16 protein-coding genes are annotated in these 18,522 nt (G+C 61.7%); 10 read left to right on the plus strand and 6 right to left on the minus strand.

Going from position 1 to position 18,522, the window contains the following annotated elements:
- Positions 1–6 precede the first annotated feature (6 nt).
- From C4J87_RS19995 to C4J87_RS20040, 10 genes are all read left to right on the plus strand, one after another.
- Positions 7–1,017, plus strand: a complete 1,011-nt coding sequence (locus C4J87_RS19995; protein ID WP_124368147.1) for an ornithine carbamoyltransferase — start codon at positions 7–9, stop codon at positions 1,015–1,017.
- Positions 1,018–1,146: 129 nt separating this feature from the next.
- Complete coding sequence (gene arcC / locus C4J87_RS20000) at positions 1,147–2,076, plus strand: carbamate kinase (protein ID WP_124368148.1); 930 nt, start codon at positions 1,147–1,149, stop codon at positions 2,074–2,076.
- An 18-nt stretch (positions 2,077–2,094) separates the two neighbouring features.
- Positions 2,095–2,457 carry a DUF5064 family protein gene (locus C4J87_RS20005; protein WP_124368149.1) on the plus strand — a complete coding sequence of 121 codons (363 nt, stop codon included), beginning with the start codon at positions 2,095–2,097 and terminating at the stop codon, positions 2,455–2,457.
- 187 nt (positions 2,458–2,644) lie between these two features.
- Positions 2,645–4,153 carry a sigma-54-dependent transcriptional regulator gene (locus C4J87_RS20010; RefSeq protein WP_124368150.1) on the plus strand — a complete coding sequence of 503 codons (1,509 nt, stop codon included), beginning with the start codon at positions 2,645–2,647 and terminating at the stop codon, positions 4,151–4,153.
- Between the two features lie 413 nt (positions 4,154–4,566).
- Complete coding sequence (gcvH, locus tag C4J87_RS20015; protein ID WP_057007158.1) at positions 4,567–4,950, plus strand: glycine cleavage system protein GcvH; 384 nt, start codon at positions 4,567–4,569, stop codon at positions 4,948–4,950.
- A 10-nt stretch (positions 4,951–4,960) separates the two neighbouring features.
- On the plus strand, positions 4,961–7,798 hold the full coding sequence (gene gcvP / locus C4J87_RS20020) for an aminomethyl-transferring glycine dehydrogenase (protein ID WP_124368151.1): 2,838 nt from the start codon (positions 4,961–4,963) through the stop codon (positions 7,796–7,798).
- A gap of 160 nt (positions 7,799–7,958) precedes the next feature.
- Positions 7,959–8,861, plus strand: a complete 903-nt coding sequence (locus tag C4J87_RS20025) for an L-serine ammonia-lyase, iron-sulfur-dependent, subunit alpha (RefSeq protein ID WP_124368152.1) — start codon at positions 7,959–7,961, stop codon at positions 8,859–8,861.
- A 37-nt stretch (positions 8,862–8,898) separates the two neighbouring features.
- On the plus strand, positions 8,899–10,023 hold the full coding sequence (gene gcvT / locus C4J87_RS20030) for a glycine cleavage system aminomethyltransferase GcvT (RefSeq protein WP_124368153.1): 1,125 nt from the start codon (positions 8,899–8,901) through the stop codon (positions 10,021–10,023).
- Between the two features lie 393 nt (positions 10,024–10,416).
- Entirely contained in the window at positions 10,417–10,629 is a 213-nt protein-coding gene (locus C4J87_RS20035) for a cold-shock protein (RefSeq protein ID WP_034109143.1), read from the plus strand.
- Between the two features lie 93 nt (positions 10,630–10,722).
- Positions 10,723–11,211, plus strand: coding sequence for an RDD family protein (locus C4J87_RS20040; protein WP_124368154.1), 489 nt, complete (start codon positions 10,723–10,725; stop codon positions 11,209–11,211).
- 137 nt (positions 11,212–11,348) lie between these two features.
- On the opposite strand, the gene nadA is transcribed toward C4J87_RS20040, so the two are convergent.
- From nadA to C4J87_RS20070, 6 genes are all read right to left on the minus strand, one after another.
- Positions 11,349–12,407 carry a quinolinate synthase NadA gene (gene nadA, locus C4J87_RS20045; protein ID WP_124368155.1) on the minus strand — a complete coding sequence of 353 codons (1,059 nt, stop codon included), beginning with the start codon at positions 12,405–12,407 and terminating at the stop codon, positions 11,349–11,351.
- A 245-nt stretch (positions 12,408–12,652) separates the two neighbouring features.
- The gene (locus C4J87_RS20050) at positions 12,653–13,120 is read right to left on the minus strand and encodes an SRPBCC family protein (RefSeq protein WP_124368156.1); all 468 of its coding nucleotides are present in this window, start codon (positions 13,118–13,120) and stop codon (positions 12,653–12,655) included.
- A 248-nt stretch (positions 13,121–13,368) separates the two neighbouring features.
- Positions 13,369–14,913, minus strand: coding sequence for a DHA2 family efflux MFS transporter permease subunit (locus C4J87_RS20055; protein WP_124368157.1), 1,545 nt, complete (start codon positions 14,911–14,913; stop codon positions 13,369–13,371).
- Positions 14,906–16,078 (minus strand): HlyD family secretion protein, encoded by a 1,173-nt coding sequence (locus tag C4J87_RS20060; RefSeq protein ID WP_124368158.1) that lies wholly within the window; start codon positions 16,076–16,078, stop codon positions 14,906–14,908. The genes C4J87_RS20055 and C4J87_RS20060 overlap by 8 nt, the downstream gene beginning before the upstream one ends.
- Entirely contained in the window at positions 16,075–17,577 is a 1,503-nt protein-coding gene (locus tag C4J87_RS20065; RefSeq protein ID WP_124368159.1) for a TolC family protein, read from the minus strand. The genes C4J87_RS20060 and C4J87_RS20065 overlap by 4 nt, the downstream gene beginning before the upstream one ends.
- Positions 17,578–17,780: 203 nt before the next feature.
- The gene (locus tag C4J87_RS20070; RefSeq protein WP_124364177.1) at positions 17,781–18,521 is read right to left on the minus strand and encodes a helix-turn-helix domain-containing protein; all 741 of its coding nucleotides are present in this window, start codon (positions 18,519–18,521) and stop codon (positions 17,781–17,783) included.
- Between the last annotated feature and the right edge of the window lies 1 nt (position 18,522).

Raw genomic sequence — 18,522 nt, forward strand, 5'->3', positions numbered from 1 at the left:
TCCATCATGGCTTTCAATATGCGCAACCGCAGCCTGCTGTCGCTGATGCACCACACCACCCGCGAGCTGCATTACCTGCTGGACCTGTCCCGTGACCTCAAGCGCGCCAAATACACCGGCACCGAGCGTCCGCACCTCAAAGGCAAGAACATCGCGCTGATCTTCGAAAAGACCTCGACCCGCACCCGCTGCGCGTTCGAAGTGGCGGCCCACGACCAGGGCGCGCACGTCACCTACATCGACCCGGTGTCGTCGCAGATCGGCCACAAGGAAAGCATGAAAGACACCGCCCGCGTGCTTGGGCGCATGTTCGACGCCATCGAGTACCGGGGCTTTGAGCAGGAAATCGTCGAAGAGCTGGCCAAGTTCGCCGGCGTGCCGGTGTTCAACGGCCTCACCGCCGAATTCCACCCGACGCAGATGATCGCCGACACCCTGACCATGCGCGAACACAGCGACAAGCCGCTGCATGACATCAGCTACGCCTACCTCGGCGATGCGCGCTACAACATGGGCAACTCGCTGCTGATGATCGGCGCCAAGCTCGGCATGGACGTGCGCATCGGCGCGCCGAAAGCCCTGTGGCCCCACGACGACTTCATCAAGCAGTGCCAGGCGTTCGCACAAGAAAGCGGCGCACGCGTCACCATCACCGAAGACCCGGCCGAGGCGGTCAAGGGCGTGGATTTCATTCACACCGATATCTGGGTGTCGATGGGCGAACCGGTAGAAGCGTGGGACGAGCGTATCGAGCAACTGCTGCCGTACCAGGTCAACGCCAAGATGATGAAAGCCTCGGGCAACCCGCGCGTGAAGTTCATGCACTGCCTGCCGGCGTTCCATAACAGCGAAACCAAGGTCGGCAAAGACATCGCCGCGCGCTATCCGCACCTGGCCGGTGGCGTGGAAGTCACCGAGGAAGTCTTTGAATCGCCGGCCAACATTGCCTTCGAGCAGGCGGAAAACCGCATGCATACGATCAAGGCGATCCTGGTGTCGGCGTTGGCGGATATCTAACTGATCGTTCCCACGCTCTGCGTGGGAATGCCTCACTGGACGCTCTGCGTCCGCTTTTGTGGCGCAGAGCGCCACTGGCTGCATTCCCACGCAGAGCGTGGGAACGATCATTTCAGAAGGACATTTTCTATGCGCATCGTCGTAGCCCTGGGCGGCAACGCCCTCCTGCGCCGTGGTGAACCCATGACCGCAGACAACCAACGCGCCAATATCCGTATCGCCACCGAACAGATTGCCAAGATCCACCCCGGCAACGAGCTGGTGATCGCCCACGGCAACGGCCCGCAGGTCGGCCTGCTGTCGTTGCAGGCCGCGGCCTACACCAGCGTTTCGCCGTACCCGCTGGACGTACTCGGGGCCGAGACCGAAGGCATGATCGGCTACATCATCGAACAGGAACTGGGCAATCTGCTGGACTTCGAAGTGCCCTTCGCCACCCTGCTCACGCAAGTGGAAGTCGACGCCAACGACCCCGCGTTCCAGAACCCGACCAAGCCGATCGGCCCGGTGTACGCCAAGGCCGAAGCGGAAAAACTTGCCGCCGAAAAAGGCTGGGCCATCGCCCCCGACGGCGACAAATACCGCCGCGTGGTCGCCAGTCCGCGCCCGAAACGCATCTTCGAAATCAGCCCGATCAAATGGCTGCTCGAGAAAAAAGCCATTGTGATCTGCGCTGGCGGCGGTGGTATTCCCACGATGTATGGCGAAGACGGCAAGCTCAAAGGCATTGAAGCGGTGATCGACAAAGACCTCTGCTCATCGCTGCTGGCCGCGCAACTGGACGCCGATTTGCTGGTGATTGCCACCGACGTCAACGCGGCGTTCATTGACTTCGGCAAGCCCACCCAGAAGGCCATCGGCCAGGCTCACCCCGACGCCATGGAACAACTCGGCTTCGCCGCCGGTTCCATGGGCCCCAAGGTGCAAGCGGCCTGCGAGTTCGCCCGCCAGACTGGCAAAACCGCGGTGATCGGTTCACTCTCGGACATCGAAGCCATCGTCCAGGGCAGCGCCGGCACCCGCATCAGCACGGCAACCCCTGGCATCAGCTATCTGTGAAGTAGAGGAGATTTGCCTATGGCTACCTTTGAACCGGGACACTTGCACGTCGAACGTCACGCGCTGAACAAAGATGACTACAGCTACAACCTGTGCATCGACTATGAGGTCAGCCAGGACCCCAAGGAAGGCAAGGGCATGTTGTTCAAACTGCACGGTTCGGTGCAGGGCAAGGACCTCAAGGAGGAGTTTTTCCTGCCCAAGGACCAGGCCTTCGACTTTGCGCGGCATGCGATGAATATCGCGCAGAAATACGGTATGCCGAAAACGGCCGTGTTGAATGGCTCGATGCACAAGCAGTACGACTTGATGTTCGAAGATGTGCGGCATCAGCTGGATGTGAAATCGGGCGACCCGATCAAGCCTGAGCACTTGGCATAGTCAGGGTGCACTGACACAACACTGTTCAAAAATGTGGGAGGGGGCTTGCTCCCGATAGCGGTGTGTCAGCCAAAGATTTATCAGCTGATCCACCGCCATCGGGAGCAAGCCCCCTCCCACATTTTTGATCTCCATCACCTGTCAGGCATACTTGCCGCCTCTGCTCTCCAGAATTGCCAATCGCCCCATGCGTATCCACGTCAGCTTCATCGACCGCGTCGGCATCACCCAGGAAGTCCTGGCCTTGCTCGGTGGGCGCAATCTCAATCTGGATGCGGTGGAGATGGTGCCGCCCAACGTCTATATCGACGCGCCGACCTTGAGCGCCGAGGTGCTTGAGGAACTGCGCGATGCGTTGTTCAGCGTGCAGGGCGTGCAGGCGGTGACCGTGGTCGACATCCTCCCCGGCCAACGCCGCCACCTGCAACTCGACGCACTGTTGGCGGCCATGACCGACCCGGTGCTGGCCTTGGACAGCGCGGGCAAGATCCTGCTGGCCAACCCGGCGCTGATCGCGCTTTACGGGCGCGAACCGGCCGGGGAAAGCATCGCCGAGCTGTTCAACGATCCAGGGCTGCTCGACACCTTGCTGGAGCACGGCTTTCGCCTGCCATTGCGCGAGATCAGCGTGAACGGCCAGACCTTGTTGCTGGACGCCACGCCGATCACCGATGCCGGCGCCCTGCTCACGCTTTACCAGCCGAACCGCATCGGTGAACAACTCTCGGCGCTGCACCACGACCATGCCGAAGGTTTTGATGCGCTATTGGGCGAATCACCGGCGATCCGCACCCTCAAGGCGCGTGCGCAACGCGTGGCCGCACTGGATGCGCCGCTGTTGATCCAGGGTGAAACTGGCACCGGCAAAGAGTTGGTGGCACGCGCCTGTCATGCGATCAGCGCGCGTCACAGTGCACCCTTTCTGGCCTTGAACTGTGCCGCGCTGCCGGAAAATCTCGCCGAAAGTGAATTGTTCGGCTACGCCCCCGGGGCCTTTACCGGCGCACAACGGGGTGGCAAGCCGGGGCTGATGGAGCTGGCCAACCAAGGCACGGTATTTCTCGACGAGATCGGCGAAATGTCGCCGTACCTGCAGGCCAAGTTGCTGCGCTTTTTGAATGACGGCAGCTTTCGCCGGGTGGGCGGCGACCGCGAAGTGAAGGTCAATGTGCGCATCCTCAGCGCCACCCACCGCGACCTGGAAAAGATGGTCAGCGAAGGCACCTTTCGCGAAGACCTGTTCTACCGCCTCAACGTACTCAACGTTGAGGTGCCGCCGTTGCGCGAGCGCGGCCAGGACATCCTGCTGCTGGCCCGCTATTTCATGCAGCAAGCGTGCGCACAGATCCAGCGCCCGGTGTGCCGCCTGGCGCCGGGTACCTATCCGGCGCTGTTGGGCAACCGCTGGCCAGGCAACGTGCGCCAATTGCAGAACGTGATCTTCCGCGCCGCCGCCATCTGCGAAAGCAGCCTGGTGGATATCGGCGACCTGGACATTGCCGGCACCTCCGTCGCCCGCCAGAGCGATGGCGAAGTCGACAGCCTGGAACAGGCGGTGGAAGACTTCGAGCGCGGCCTGCTGGAACAGCTCTACACCAGCTACCCCTCGACCCGCCAACTGGCCAACCGGCTGCAAACCTCGCACACGGCTATCGCACATCGTCTGCGCAAATACGGCATTCCCACCAAACCCTGATTCGATATATGGAATGCAAACCAATGTGGGAGGGGGCTTGCTCCCGATAGCGGTGGTTCAGTTACAAATCAATTGACTGACACACTGCCATCGGGAGCAAGCCCCCTCCCACATTTGGAATGCATTTCAAATTTTGGTCTGGGAACGACATCCAGTGTACTGAAAGCGCTACAGTGGAACGATAACGCTACAACCCTGCTTTTTGCGCGCCATGCAAGGCTTTGATCCACATAGGCTTTTTTTCACGCGCCCGACTGTAGCGAAATCGCTACAGCCAAACACACCACCCGCCTGACAAAATTTATTAAATTCTTGATTTATAAGGACTTAATAACATTGGCCGCAATATTGCTAAGCAACTCCCCATTATTCCAATCCCGTCCACCAGACGAATCTGGCCCTGAGGAGTTTCCATGAGCGAGTTGCGTTTCACTGAAGATCACGAATGGCTGCGCGCCGAAGCCGATGGCAGCGTCACCGTGGGTATCACCGCTTTCGCGCAGAACGCGCTGGGTGATGTGGTTTTCGTGCAACTGCCGGAGTTGCAGGCCTACGCCAAGGGCGCTGAAGCCTCCACTGTGGAGTCGGTAAAAGCCGCCAGTGGCGTGTACATGCCGTTGGACGGTGAAGTACTGGAAGTGAACGACAAACTCGATGGCAGCCCGGAGCTGGTCAACGAAGACCCGATGGGCGAAGGTTGGTTCTTCCGCTTTAAACCGGCTGATGCCGAGGCGGTCGCTAAACTGCTGGATCAGGATGCGTACGACCGCCTGATCAAAGCCAACGCCGAAGCCTGAGGAGCGCGCCATGACGATCAACTTGAGCACCGCCAACGAATTCATCGCCCGTCACATCGGCCCGCGCCAGGAAGATGAGCAGCAGATGCTCGCGAGCTTAGGCTTCGATTCCCTGGAAGCCCTGAGCGCCAGCGTGATCCCGGAAAGCATCAAGGGCACCAGCGTGCTCGGCCTGGAAGACGGCCTGAGCGAAGCCGAGGCCCTGGCCAAAATCAAAGCCATCGCCAGCCAGAACCAACTGTTCAAGACCTACATCGGCCAGGGCTACTACAACTGCCATACGCCGTCGCCGATCCTGCGCAACCTGCTGGAAAACCCGGCCTGGTACACCGCCTACACCCCGTACCAACCAGAGATTTCCCAGGGCCGCCTGGAAGCGCTGTTGAATTTCCAGACCCTGATCAGCGACCTCACCGGCCTGCCGATCGCCAACGCCTCCCTGCTCGACGAAGCCACCGCCGCCGCCGAAGCCATGACCTTCTGCAAGCGCCTGAGCAAGAACAAGGGCAGCAACGCGTTCTTCGCTTCGGTGCACAGCCACCCGCAAACCCTCGACGTGCTGCGCACCCGTGCCGAGCCGTTGGGCATCGACGTAGTAGTGGGCGATGAGCGCGAACTGACCGACGTCAGCCCGTTCTTCGGTGCCCTGCTGCAATACCCGGCCAGCAATGGTGACGTGTTTGATTACCGCGAACTGACCGAGCGTTTCCACGCCGCCAACGCCCTAGTCGCCGTGGCCGCCGACTTGCTGGCCTTGACCTTGCTGACCCCGCCGGGCGAGTTCGGCGCCGACGTGGCCATCGGCAGCGCGCAACGCTTCGGCGTGCCATTGGGCTTTGGCGGCCCGCATGCGGCGTACTTCTCCACCAAGGACGCGTTCAAGCGCGACATGCCGGGCCGTCTGGTCGGTGTCTCGGTAGACCGCTTCGGCAAGCCGGCCCTGCGCCTGGCCATGCAGACCCGCGAACAACACATCCGTCGCGAGAAAGCCACCAGCAACATCTGCACCGCCCAAGTGCTGCTGGCCAACATCGCCAGCATGTACGCCGTGTACCACGGCCCCAAAGGCCTGACCCAGATCGCCCAGCGCATTCACCAGCTGACCGCGATCCTGGCCAAGGGCCTGACCGCTCTGGGCCTGAAGGTCGAACAACAGCACTTCTTCGACACCCTGACCCTCAACACCGGCGCCAACACTGCCGCCCTGCACGACAAGGCCCGTGCCCAGCGCATCAACCTGCGCGTGGTAGACGCTGAACGTGTCGGCCTGTCGGTCGACGAAACCACGACCCAGGCGGATATCCAAGCCTTGTGGGCGATCTTCGCCGACGGCAAGGCGCTGCCCGCCTTCGCGGCCACCGAAAGCACCCTGCCAAGCGCCCTGCTGCGCCAGTCGCCGATCCTCAGCCACCCGGTGTTCAACCGCTACCACTCGGAAACCGAGCTGATGCGCTACCTGCGCAAGCTGGCCGACAAGGACCTGGCGCTGGACCGCACCATGATCCCGCTGGGCTCGTGCACCATGAAGCTCAACGCCGCCAGCGAAATGATCCCGGTGACCTGGGCCGAATTCGGCGCCCTGCACCCGTTCGCCCCGGCCGAACAAAGCGCCGGCTACTTGCAACTGACCTCGGACCTGGAAGCCATGCTCTGCGCGGCCACCGGCTACGACGCCATCTCCCTGCAGCCGAACGCTGGCTCCCAGGGTGAATACGCCGGCCTGCTGGCCATCCGCGCCTATCACCAGAGCCGTGGCGAAGCGCGTCGCGACATCTGCCTGATCCCCTCGTCGGCCCACGGCACCAACCCTGCGACTGCCAACATGGCCGGCATGCGCGTGGTAGTCACCGCCTGCGACGCGCGTGGCAACGTCGACATCGAAGACCTGCGCGCCAAGGCCATCGAACACCGCGAGCACCTCGCCGCGCTGATGATCACCTACCCGTCCACCCACGGCGTGTTCGAAGAAGGCATCCGCGACATCTGCGCGATCATTCACGACAACGGCGGCCAGGTGTACATCGACGGCGCCAACATGAACGCGATGGTCGGCCTCTGCGCGCCGGGCAAGTTCGGCGGCGATGTGTCCCACCTGAACCTGCACAAAACCTTCTGCATCCCCCACGGCGGTGGCGGCCCGGGCGTTGGCCCGATTGGCGTCAAGTCGCACCTCACGCCGTTCCTGCCTGGCCATGCGGCCATGGAACGCAAGGAAGGCGCCGTGTGCGCAGCGCCTTTCGGCAGCGCGAGCATCCTGCCGATCACCTGGATGTACATCAGCATGATGGGCGGCGCCGGCCTCAAGCGCGCCTCACAGTTGGCGATCCTGAATGCCAACTACATTTCCCGTCGCCTGGAAGAGCACTATCCCGTGCTGTACACCGGCAGCAATGGCCTGGTGGCGCATGAATGCATCCTCGACCTGCGCCCGTTGAAAGACAGCAGCGGCATCAGCGTGGATGACGTGGCCAAGCGCCTGATCGACTTCGGCTTCCATGCGCCGACCATGTCGTTCCCGGTGGCCGGCACCTTGATGATCGAGCCGACCGAAAGTGAATCCAAGGAAGAACTGGACCGCTTCTGCGATGCCATGATCGCCATTCGCGAAGAAATCCGCGCAGTGGAAAACGGCACGCTGGACAAGGACGACAACCCGCTCAAGAACGCTCCGCACACTGCGGCGGAACTGGTGGGCGAGTGGAGCCACCCGTACAGCCGCGAGCAGGCGGTGTACCCGGTTGCGTCGCTGATCGAAGGCAAGTACTGGCCGCCGGTTGGCCGGGTCGATAATGTGTTTGGCGACCGCAACCTGGTTTGCGCATGTCCATCGATCGAAAGCTACGCGTAACTTCGGGGGTGTACTCGCTTGAAAGGTGGGAGGGGGCTTGCTCCCGATGACGGAGTGTCAGTCAACAGATAGGTTGAATGTACAACCGCCATCGGGAGCAAGCCCCCTCCCACACTGACCGAGTCCACCCGATACATAATAAGAAACCGGAGAACAACTCATGTCTTTAAGCGTGTTCGACCTGTTCAAGATTGGCATCGGCCCTTCCAGTTCCCACACCGTCGGCCCGATGCGCGCCGCCGCTCGTTTCGTCGAAGGGCTCAAGCGTGACAACCTGCTCAGCGCCACCCACAGCATCAAGGTGGAACTCTATGGCTCGCTCGGCGCCACCGGCAAAGGCCACGGCAGCGACAAGGCCGTGCTGCTCGGCCTGGAAGGCGACCATCCGGACACCGTGAATACCGAAACCGTGGCCGCACGCCTGGCGATGATTCGCAAACCCCTCGCCTACCATCCCAACGGCATGATTTTTCGCGCCTTCGATGCCGCCGGCATCCAGGTGCGCAGCCGCGAGTACTACTCGGTCGGCGGCGGTTTCGTGGTGGATGAAGACGCGGCCGGCGCCGACCGAATTGTCGAGGATGCCACCCCACTGACCTTCCCTTTCAAACATGCCAAGGACTTGCTCGGCCATTGCGCCACCTACGGGCTGTCCATCAGCCAGGTGATGCTGACTAACGAAAACGCCTCGATCTCCGGCGCCGGAGTCGGTTGCGAGGGCGAGGTCGGCGTGGCCTGTTCCATGGCCGCCGGCGCGCTCTGCGAAGTGCTGGGCGGCAGCGTGTCACAGGTGGAAAACGCCGCCGAGATCGGCATGGAACACAACCTCGGCCTGACCTGCGACCCGATTGGCGGGTTGGTGCAGGTGCCCTGCATCGAGCGCAATGCCATGGGCTCGGTCAAGGCGATCAACGCCGTGCGCATGGCCTTGCGCGGCGATGGGCAACATTTTGTGTCCCTCGACAAAGTGATCCGCACCATGCGCCAGACCGGCGCCGATATGAAGAGTAAATACAAGGAAACCGCCCGTGGCGGTTTGGCGGTCAACATTATCGAGTGCTGACGCCTGACCGCGCCGGCACGTTTTTCAGGAGCTGAACATGTCCACCGAAACCCTGTTGAAAACCCCATTGCACGCCCTGCACATCGAGCTGGGCGCGCGCATGGTGCCCTTCGCCGGCTACGACATGCCGGTGCAGTACCCGTTGGGCGTAATGAAGGAACACTTGCACACCCGTGAACAGGCCGGGTTGTTCGATGTATCGCACATGGGCCAGATCCGCCTGACCGGCGCCAACGCCGCCAAGGCCCTGGAAACCCTGGTACCGGTCGACATCATCGACCTGCCGGTAGGCATGCAGCGCTACGCGATGTTCACTAATGACCAGGGCGGCATTCTCGACGACCTGATGGTGGCCAACCTGGGCAACGACGAACTGTTCCTGGTGGTCAACGCCGCCTGCAAGGATCAGGACCTGGCACACCTGCGCGCGCACATCGGCGACCAGTGCAGCATCGAACCGCTGTTCGAAGAGCGCGCGCTGCTGGCCCTGCAAGGCCCGGCGGCGGTGAAGGTGCTGGCGCGCCTGGCACCGCAAGTCAACGAGATGACGTTCATGCAGTTTGCCTCCCTGCGGCTGTTGGGCGTGGACTGCTACGTCAGCCGCTCCGGCTACACCGGGGAAGACGGTTTTGAAATCTCCGTACCGGCTGAAAACGCCGAAAGCCTGGCCCGCAGCCTGCTGGCCGAGGCCGAAGTACAGGCGATCGGCCTGGGCGCTCGTGACTCCCTGCGCCTGGAAGCGGGCTTGTGCCTGTACGGCCATGATATGAACACCGACACCACCCCGATTGAAGCCAGCCTGTTGTGGGCCATCTCCAAGGCCCGCCGTGCCGATGGCGCGCGTGCCGGCGGCTTCCCGGGCGCAGACCGGATCTTCACCCAGCAGCAAACGGGCGTAGGCCGCAAACGCGTAGGCTTGCTGCCCCAGGAGCGCACCCCGGTGCGTGAAGGTGCACAAATCGTTGATGAACAGGGCACGGTGATCGGCAGCGTGTGCAGCGGAGGCTTTGGCCCAAGCTTGGGCGGCCCGCTGGCGATGGGGTACCTAGACAGTGCATTTGTCACACTGGATACCGAAGTCTCTGCGTTGGTGCGTGGGAAAAAGGTGCCATTGCGTGTAAGTAAAATGCCATTCGTGCCGCAGCGTTACTTCCGCGGCTGAATGTTTGTTTCAATAAGTAACGCGCTTGCGTGCCGTGCACTAAACTGTAACGCAAGCGCCATATAACAGTGCACGCGTGATAGTAATTGTTAGGGGTACTTCCCTATAACAAGTGATCGAATCTATCGAATAAGACAGCTGCGCAACTTCAACAAAACTGTCATCAGCCCGAGCAATCCCGGGCTGTTTGGCAGGGCTTGTTTTTTTCATATTAGTTGGCGTAGAGTTTCTCCACTGTGTTTGCATGGGTCGCTTGGAACCTGGACCTGGGCAGTAGCTGAAGTAGTAATGCTACAACCCGTTCGACGTCTCTTACTTTCCTGCAACCCAGCCCAGTACTCTTTCATGTGAAAGGGGCTGTCATTAATTTTTAGCGTCAAAGGAAAGAAGAAAATGTCTGATCGTCAGAGCGGTACCGTCAAGTGGTTTAACGACGAAAAAGGGTTTGGTTTTATCACACCAGAAAGCGGTCCGGATCTGTTCGTGCACTTCCGCGCTATCCAGGGCAACGGCTTCAAGAGCCTGAAAGAAGGCCAGAAGGTCACCTTCAAGGCCGTGCAAGGCCAGAAAGGCATGCAAGCTGACGAAGTACAAGCAGAAGGCTGATCCTTCCTGCGACAAAAAGCCCCTGATATGACATCAGGGGCTTTTTTATGGGCGCCATTGCGTAAACTGTAGTTTTCCCCAGAGAGCCCTGCCATGCCCAAAGCCCTGTTGAGCCCCCAAGGCGAGTTTCCCGCAGTTGGCCTGGGTCGTCGCCTGGCAGCGATGTTCTATGATTTTCTTTTATGCACCGCGCTGCTGATCGTCACCGCGTTTATCTACAAGCTGGTATGGATCGCCTTCGTCGGCGAAGCGAAGATGCGCACCCTTACCGAATCCGGCGCCCTGGACGGTGACCCGCTGCTATCGACCCTTCTGTTGTTTGTGCTGTTCGGTTTCTTCGCCAAATTCTGGACCCACTCCGGGCAGACCCTGGGCATGCAGGTGTGGGGCGTGCGCGTGCAGAACGCCGATGGCTCGCGCATCAGTCTGTGGCAGGCGCTGTTGCGCTTTGTGGTGTCGATCGCCTCGTGGCTGTGTGTAGGGCTGGGATTTATCTGGTCGCTATTCGATAAGCACAAGCGCAGTTGGCATGACATCTATTCGGACACGCAGCTGGTGCGTATCCCGAAGCAGAAAAAATAATCGCACAATAGCGGAGACCGAAATGTGGGAGGGGGCTTGCTCCCGATAGCAGTGGTTCAGTCAAAATATAGAGTGACTGTCACACCGCTATCGGGAGCAAGCCCCCTCCCACATTTTTTATTCATGTCAGCCTCGAGTCACGCGTTGCCGGCCAGTTTGAGGCGCGCCGCCTGGGTGAAGTCCAACATGCGTTTGAGCGGGCGTACCGCCTGCGGGATCACTGACGGCTCGACGAATATTTCGTTACTGCCCTCGCGCAGACATTGCAGCGTGCGTTCCAGGGTGTTCATCGCCATCCACGGGCAGTGCGCGCAACTGCGGCACGCGGCGCCGTTACCGGCGGTAGGCGCTTCGATGAAGACCTTGTCCGGGCACAGCTGCTGCATCTTGTAGAAGATGCCGCGGTCAGTGGCGACGATGAACGTCTTGTTCGGCAACCGTTGTGCCGCGGCAATCAGCTGGCTGGTGGAACCGACGGCGTCCGCCAATTCGATAACCGCTGTCGGCGACTCCGGGTGCACCAGGATCGCGGCGTCCGGATACAGCGCCTTCATGTCTTCCAGCTGCTTGGACTTGAACTCTTCGTGGACGATGCACGCACCGTCCCACAGCAGCATGTCGGCACCGGTCTGGCGCTGGATGTAGGTGCCCAGGTGTTTGTCCGGGCCCCAGATAATCGTCTCGCCGTTATCCATCAGGCTTTCGACGATCTCCAGCGCGCAACTGGAGGTCACCACCCAATCGGCGCGGGCTTTGACCGCCGCCGAGGTGTTGGCGTAGACCACCACCGTGCGCTCGGGGTGTTGATCGCAGAAGGCGGAAAACTCCTCCACCGGGCAACCCAGGTCCAGGGAGCAGGTGGCTTCCAGGGTCGGCATCAGGATACGTTTTTCAGGGGTCAGAATTTTCGCGGTTTCGCCCATGAACCGCACCCCCGCCACCAGCACGGTCTTGGCCGGGTGAGCAGCGCCGAAGCGCGCCATTTCCAGGGAGTCGGAAACGCAGCCACCGGTTTGTTCGGCCAAGGCCTGAATCACCGGGTCACAGTAGAAGTGGGCGACCAGCACCGCGTCCTGCGCTTTAAGCTCGGCGGCGATGGCGGCCCGCAGGCTCGCCTCTTCATCGGCGCTGAGGGCCTTGGGCTGCTTGGCGTCGAGGTGGGCTTGAACCAGTAGGCGTTCGGAAATGTGCGTCATGTTCGCAAGACCTGCAGGCGCAGTAGCGCGAAAGTCGAGTGTACCACCGGCTCAGGAGCCCTTCGGGCGCCGCCGGACGAAGTGTGTATTCATCAAGCACGGGTAAAGCTGAAGCTGCGCAAGGCTACAGAATATCGAATGGATTCAAAAGCCTAATCTGGCCTTGCACGGGGCATTTTGCGGGGGGATGACGGCGGGATTGGTGCCCCGCGAATACCCAGGCATTCGCGGGGTGGTGCAAGTGGTCAGGCAAACAGCTTCTGGACATTGCTCATCGCATCATCGGCGAACCCTTGCAGGAACGCCTCGAACGCCGGCACGTCCTCCGGGCCACCGGTGTAGGGCTCACCGATGATGGTCCAGGTCGCCAGGCTTTGATTCGGGCCTTGGGGCACCACTTCCATGACGGCCCACAGGTTGCCGATATTCAGTGAGGTGTAAATCAGCGACCAGGTCATGGTCATGCCGTCGTTGTCATGACTGTTGAGTTGCTCGATCACCACGTTGCCGTCCTTGAACAGCTTCTTGCGTACCGAGCGCACGCCCTCCCCGGTCATTTCGATGTGGGACAGCGCCGGAATGAATTTTGCGAAACCGGAAAAGTCACCGACGATATTCCACACGCTGCGCGCGTCGCCATTGACGCTGACGCTGGCGACCAAAGGGTTGCCCACGGGGTTGCGCACCAGGGTATCGGGTTCCAGATGTAGCATGAACAGCTCCTTTTTTAGCTTGGATGAGAGCGATATCGCCGATGCCTGCCTCAACATCCTTGGGGGAGACGCCGACAGACAACGAATAACGCATTGTCACCGTCGATCGTTGACAGGTGCCGCCACCATTGTGTCACCTGCTCCCACTGGAAATCGTGACCAGTGGTGCGAAACACCACCAAGGTGATGCGCTCTGTCATCCGGTTGGAAGGGTTGTAGCCGTTGCGAATATCGCGAGCTGCGTGCATTCAATGCTTCGCTTGCTGACGTAATGCCAATGCCGCTACACCACACAGGACCAAGGCGATACAGGACACGTAGAACGCATCGCTGTAGGCCATCAGGTAGGCCTCGCGGCGCACGGTACGCATCAAGCCCTCGAGGACTTGCTGCTGGGCGGGCAGCAGTTGGTTGAAGACGAAGGCTTCGCTGTCTGCCATGCCGGCGCGCAGGCGCTCCTGGAATGACGGGGAAAACATGGTGATCGACTCGCCGACGCGCTCTGAATGAAAGCGCTCGCGCATGGCGACGATCTGCGTCAACCCGGCAGTGCCCACGGCGCCGCCCAGGTTGCGCAGCATGGAAAACAGAGCGGAGGCAGAACCGGCTTCATCCTTGGCCAACCCGGACACGGCCAGCACCGAAAGCGCCACCATGATCAACGGTTGCCCGATGCCCCGTACCACAGTGGACGGGATGATCACGTTGGCGGCGCTGTCCATGTCCAGATGCGCGCCGAGATAGCAGCCCAGGGCCATGATGAAAAAGCCGCTGGCAACCATCAGTTTCGGGTTGAGCCACTTCATCAGGCGCGGCATGAACGGCGCCAGCACCAGTTGCACCATGCCGTAGGCAATCAGGCTGATCCCGATTTCCCGGGCGTTGTAGCCCTGCAGTTGGGACAGGTAATTGGGCACCAGAAAGACCAGGCCGAACGTGGCCCCGCCAAAAATGAACATCGCTGCGCTCGCCACGCCGAAGTTGTAGCTCTTGAGCAGGCGCAGGTTGATGAATGAGCGGCTGCCGTAGAGCTGTGACAGCACGAAATACACCAGGGCGACGCCGGCGGTGAGCGACATCCATACGATGAAATCGGAGCCGAACCAGTCCTTGCGCCCGCCTTCTTCAAGCACGATCTGCAACCCGCCGAGGCCGACAATCATGGCCAGGATGCCGCCCCAGTCACCGCGCTTGAGCAGGCTCAACTGCATGGGTTTGGCATCGATGGACCATGCCACCGCCAGCAGCAGGAGAATGCCGGGGGCCAGTTGCAGGTAAAAAATCCAGCGCCAGGAATACGCATCCGTCAGCCAGCCGCCGATGGACGGACCGGCGGCCTGGGCCACGCTGTTGGACAGGGCGAACAGGGCCATGCCCATGGCGATCTTGCTGGGCGGCAGTTCCGTGATGATCAGCTGGAACGACAACGGGATCAGCACCGCGCCGGCGGCGCCCTGGATCACCCGAATGATGATCATCACTTCCAGGTTGGGTGCCCAGGAGCAGGCAATGGAAGCCACTAGAAATACAAACGAGCCCACCAGCATCACCCGGCGCAGGGAGAACACCTGCACCAGCCAGGCGGTCAGCGGGATCATGACGATTTCCGCAACCAGATACGCCGTGGAAATCCACGAGCCTTCTTCAAAGGTCGCCCCCAGCGAGCCTTCGATTTCCGGCAGCGCGGCGCTGGTCACGTGCACGTTCATGCCGGCCATGAAACAGCCGAACAGCCCGCCGATCACGGCCACCCAGGCGCGAAAGGAGACGGTTTTCTCGCCAATCTCAGTCATGCGCGGCGCCCTGGGCAGCAGGACGGGTATCCACCGTCGTGATCACCGACATGCCCGGCAGGATGGGGCCGCCGTCATCGTGCTGATCGATCACGATCTTCACCGGAAAACGCTGCACGATCTTGGTGAAGTTGCCGGTGGCGTTGTCCGACGGCAGCAGCGCAAATACCGCACCCGAACCGGGCGAAAAACTCACCACATGGCCCTTGAGCTTGCGCCCTGAATAGCTGTCGACGCTGATATCCACCGTTTGCCCGGCGCGCATGTCACGCAATTGGGTTTCCTTGTAGTTGGCCACCACGTAGGCCTGCTGCAAGGGCACCACGGCCAGCAGCGGCAGGCCCGGCGCGACATATTGGCGGGTGCGCACCTTGCGCTGCCCCACTACCCCGTCGATCGGCGAGCGGATCAAGGTGTCTTCGAGCGCATGGGTCGCCAGTTTCAACTGGGCCTCGGCCTGGTCGCGCCGGGCTATCTGCTGCTGCAGCGAGGCATCGGCCAATTGGCGGCGGGTAGTGGCGACATTCAGCCGGGTTTCCTGCTGGCGCTGCATCGCCCGGGCAATGTCCACCGCGGCGCTGGCCTGGGTGTAACTGGCCGCGGCGCTTTCCAGGCGCTGGGCGCTGGCGGCGTGCTCGCGGACCAGGCCTTCATAGCGATGTTGATCCAGGCTGGCGCGGCGCAACTCCGCCCCCACGCTGCGGGTATGCGCCTCGGCCTGGGCGAAGCCGGCCTTTTGCTGTGCGATCAGGCTGTCGGTAACGTGCAGGTTGGCCTGCTCGGCCGCAATCGAGGCTTGTGCTTGCGCCAACTCCGCACGGGCTTGGGCCAAGCGCGCCTGATAGTCACGGTCCTCGATGCGCACCAGCACATCCCCGGCCTTGACGGGCTGGTCATCCTCCACCAACACCTGGGCTACGTACCCGGACACCCTGGGGCTGATGGGGATCCAGTCGGCACGCACGTAGGCGTCGTCAGTCTGTTCCAGGTAACGCCCGACGGTCATCCAATACACGCCGAACGCCACCGCTGCGATCAACAACGCAGCGCCACCGAGCAGGATCAGGTTGCGTTTGCGGCGTTGCTTGCGGGCGTGCATGAGCTGCTCGAGCACATGCTCCTGCTCATCCTGCACAGCGGTTTTTTCATCAACAGCGATATTCATGGCTGGGTACCGGAAAAATGGGCGGAAGCGTGGGTGAGTGCAGCGGCCGGAGCCTGGGCGGAAGCGGATTGCCAACCGCCCCCCAGGGCGCGAAACAGGCTGATCTGGCGCTGCAGCAATTGGCCATCGGCATCGGCGCGCGTGGCTTGCAGGCGGATCAGCTCACGCTCGCTGTCTAGCACATCGAGAAAGTCGATGGAGCCGGCGTTGTAGTTGAACTGCGCCAGCTTGTAGGCATGCCGACTGCTATCCAGTGCCTGACTCAAGGCGGCGTGGCGCTGGCGCTCGCCGTCGTACAGCGCCAGGGCCTGGCGTACGTCCTTGAGGGCCCTGAGCACGCTGTTTTCGAATTGCGCGACTTCCACCTGCTCGAGCGCGCGCGCCTGGTTGACCCGCGCACGGTTGGCACGCCAGTTGGGGAACTGCCAGGTAATCAGCGGACCGATGCCAAACATCACCGCGCTGCTGTCCCCCAGTTCATGGGACTTGCTGGCCGAGGAAGACACGGAGGCGCCAAAAGTCACCTTCGGATACAGGTCGGCCTGGACGATATCCACTTGCAAGGTGGCGGCTCGCAATGCTCGCTCGGCCTGACGGATATCAGGGCGGCGCGCCAGTAATTGCCAGCCATCGCCCACCGGCAGCGCGGCACTGAGTTGCGGTACCACTTCGCACGTCGCCGCGCCTGAACCCTGCTCCAAGTCAGCCACGCCGGTCAGCATCGCCAGTTCATACAACGCCGACTCGCGGCGCGCCTCCAGCATCGGCAACAGGGCCAGGGTTTCGCCCTGCAGGGCCTGCATGCGGCTGTATTCAAGGTCTGTCACCACGCCGGCCTGACGCTGGCGATCGGTCAGCGCCAGGCTGCGCCCGACCACTTCCAGTGAATGGCGCTGCACTTTGGCGCGCGCGCCCAGGGCGCAGGCATTCACGTAGGCGCGGGTGGTTTGCGCGGCGACGGTGATGCGCAGCAAGTCTTCGGCGTCCTGAGCCGCCGCCGCTTGCACCTGCGCCCGCTCGATGCTGCGCTGGACCTGGCCCCACACATCCACTTGGTAAGCCAATTCGAAACCAGGGTTGAAGGCCCACTGCGACGGTGCGTGGCTGTCGGTGGCCTTGGCCAGGGTCTGATCGTCGGCAGTCTTGCCGTAGACGGCGCCCAGTGACGCCTGGGTGGACGGCCAACGCTCGGCGTCGGCCTGCATGATGCCGGCCAGCATCAACTGCACATGGGCCTGCGCCGCCGCCAGGTCGCGGTTGTGTTCCAGCGCTTGCTGCACCAGCGCGTCGAGCTTGGGGTCGTTGTACAACTGCCACCAACGGTCGGGCAAAACCTGGGCCGACACACCCTGCGGCAGGCGGCTCAAGGCATCGATGCGCGGCGGGTGCGGTTGCGCCGGCACATGGGTGACCCAGGAAGAACATCCTGCCAACCAGACGACAGCCACGCCCAGGAGCGAAAGACGGCAGTGCCGCGTGGAAAATGAAGGCGAACCCATCGCAGAAATCCAGAGTGCTGAGTAGAGACGCAGGTTAAGAGAGCACCGTGCTGCGCATCTCCCGAGTTCCAGACAACCATCGTTTCGATTGGGACAACTTGGCTGCGCAGCCGGATCCAGAGCGCCCGCCGTCCAGGCGCACGCACGCATGGCCCTGCGCAGAGGCGGGCCATGTCCAGTAGGTGGGGGTAGCGCGGGGTCGATCAGACCAAACGGCAGTTGCTGGGTGTGTAGCCCATGGTGCGTTTGAACATTGCCGTGAAAGCGCTGGGGCTTTGGTAGCCATGCTCAAGCGCCACTTCCAGAATGGACACGCCGCAGGCCAGGCGCTGCATGCTCAGCAGCAGTCGCGTGCGCTTGCGCCACTCGCCATAACTCATGCCCAACTCTTTCTGGAACAGCCGAGCCAGGGTGCGCGAACTCATATTGAGTTGCACCGCCCAGCTCTCCAGTTTCGATTCCTGGGACGGGTTGTCGATAAAGTCGGCACACAGCGACTTGAGCCGCGGCTCGTCTGGAATCGGCACATGCGCCAATACTTTCTGTGCCCTGTCGAGTTCAGAGAAGATCAGGTCGACAATCTGCCTGTGACGCACCACCGCCGGCTCGCTGTCAGGTGTTTCGGCGGCGGCGATGATCAACTCACGCAGCAGTGGCGACACACGGATGACATGGCACTCCTCCGTCAAGGCGCGGTGGGCGCCGGGGCTGATCAGCAACGTGCGCATGCGCACCTCGCCCGTCATGCGGATCTGGTGCTCCTGCCCGGAGGGGACCCACAGCGCATGCCCGGACGGCACCACCCAAGTGGTGCCGACGACCGATACCAGCATGACGCCGTTGATGGCGTAGACCAACTGGCCTTCGTCGTGTCGATGCGAGGCAACGATATCGCCGTGACCATAGTTACCGGTAAGCGCCGCCAATGCGGTATGCGCATTCATC

Origin of the sequence: Pseudomonas sp. R1-43-08 (genome assembly GCF_003852255.1) — a bacterium.
Lineage (GTDB): Bacteria > Pseudomonadota > Gammaproteobacteria > Pseudomonadales > Pseudomonadaceae > Aquipseudomonas.

Bases quoted from the DNA above. Each gene is read 5' to 3' on its own strand.
- C4J87_RS20055 (WP_124368157.1), bottom strand. From the start codon at position 14,913: ATGACTGAGATTGGCGAGAAAACCGTCTCCTTTCGCGCCTGGGTGGCC.
- gcvT (WP_124368153.1), top strand. From the start codon at position 8,899: ATGTCCACCGAAACCCTGTTGAAAACCCCATTGCACGCCCTGCACATC.
- C4J87_RS20005 (WP_124368149.1), top strand. From the start codon at position 2,095: ATGGCTACCTTTGAACCGGGACACTTGCACGTCGAACGTCACGCGCTG.
- C4J87_RS20070 (WP_124364177.1), bottom strand. From the start codon at position 18,521: ATGAATGCGCATACCGCATTGGCGGCGCTTACCGGTAACTATGGTCAC.
- C4J87_RS20065 (WP_124368159.1), bottom strand. From the start codon at position 17,577: ATGGGTTCGCCTTCATTTTCCACGCGGCACTGCCGTCTTTCGCTCCTG.
- arcC (WP_124368148.1), top strand. From the start codon at position 1,147: ATGCGCATCGTCGTAGCCCTGGGCGGCAACGCCCTCCTGCGCCGTGGT.
- C4J87_RS19995 (WP_124368147.1), top strand. From the start codon at position 7: ATGGCTTTCAATATGCGCAACCGCAGCCTGCTGTCGCTGATGCACCAC.
- C4J87_RS20050 (WP_124368156.1), bottom strand. From the start codon at position 13,120: ATGCTACATCTGGAACCCGATACCCTGGTGCGCAACCCCGTGGGCAAC.
- C4J87_RS20035 (WP_034109143.1), top strand. From the start codon at position 10,417: ATGTCTGATCGTCAGAGCGGTACCGTCAAGTGGTTTAACGACGAAAAA.
- gcvP (WP_124368151.1), top strand. From the start codon at position 4,961: ATGACGATCAACTTGAGCACCGCCAACGAATTCATCGCCCGTCACATC.
- gcvH (WP_057007158.1), top strand. From the start codon at position 4,567: ATGAGCGAGTTGCGTTTCACTGAAGATCACGAATGGCTGCGCGCCGAA.
- C4J87_RS20040 (WP_124368154.1), top strand. From the start codon at position 10,723: ATGCCCAAAGCCCTGTTGAGCCCCCAAGGCGAGTTTCCCGCAGTTGGC.
- C4J87_RS20025 (WP_124368152.1), top strand. From the start codon at position 7,959: ATGTCTTTAAGCGTGTTCGACCTGTTCAAGATTGGCATCGGCCCTTCC.
- C4J87_RS20060 (WP_124368158.1), bottom strand. From the start codon at position 16,078: ATGAATATCGCTGTTGATGAAAAAACCGCTGTGCAGGATGAGCAGGAG.
- nadA (WP_124368155.1), bottom strand. From the start codon at position 12,407: ATGACGCACATTTCCGAACGCCTACTGGTTCAAGCCCACCTCGACGCC.
- C4J87_RS20010 (WP_124368150.1), top strand. From the start codon at position 2,645: ATGCGTATCCACGTCAGCTTCATCGACCGCGTCGGCATCACCCAGGAA.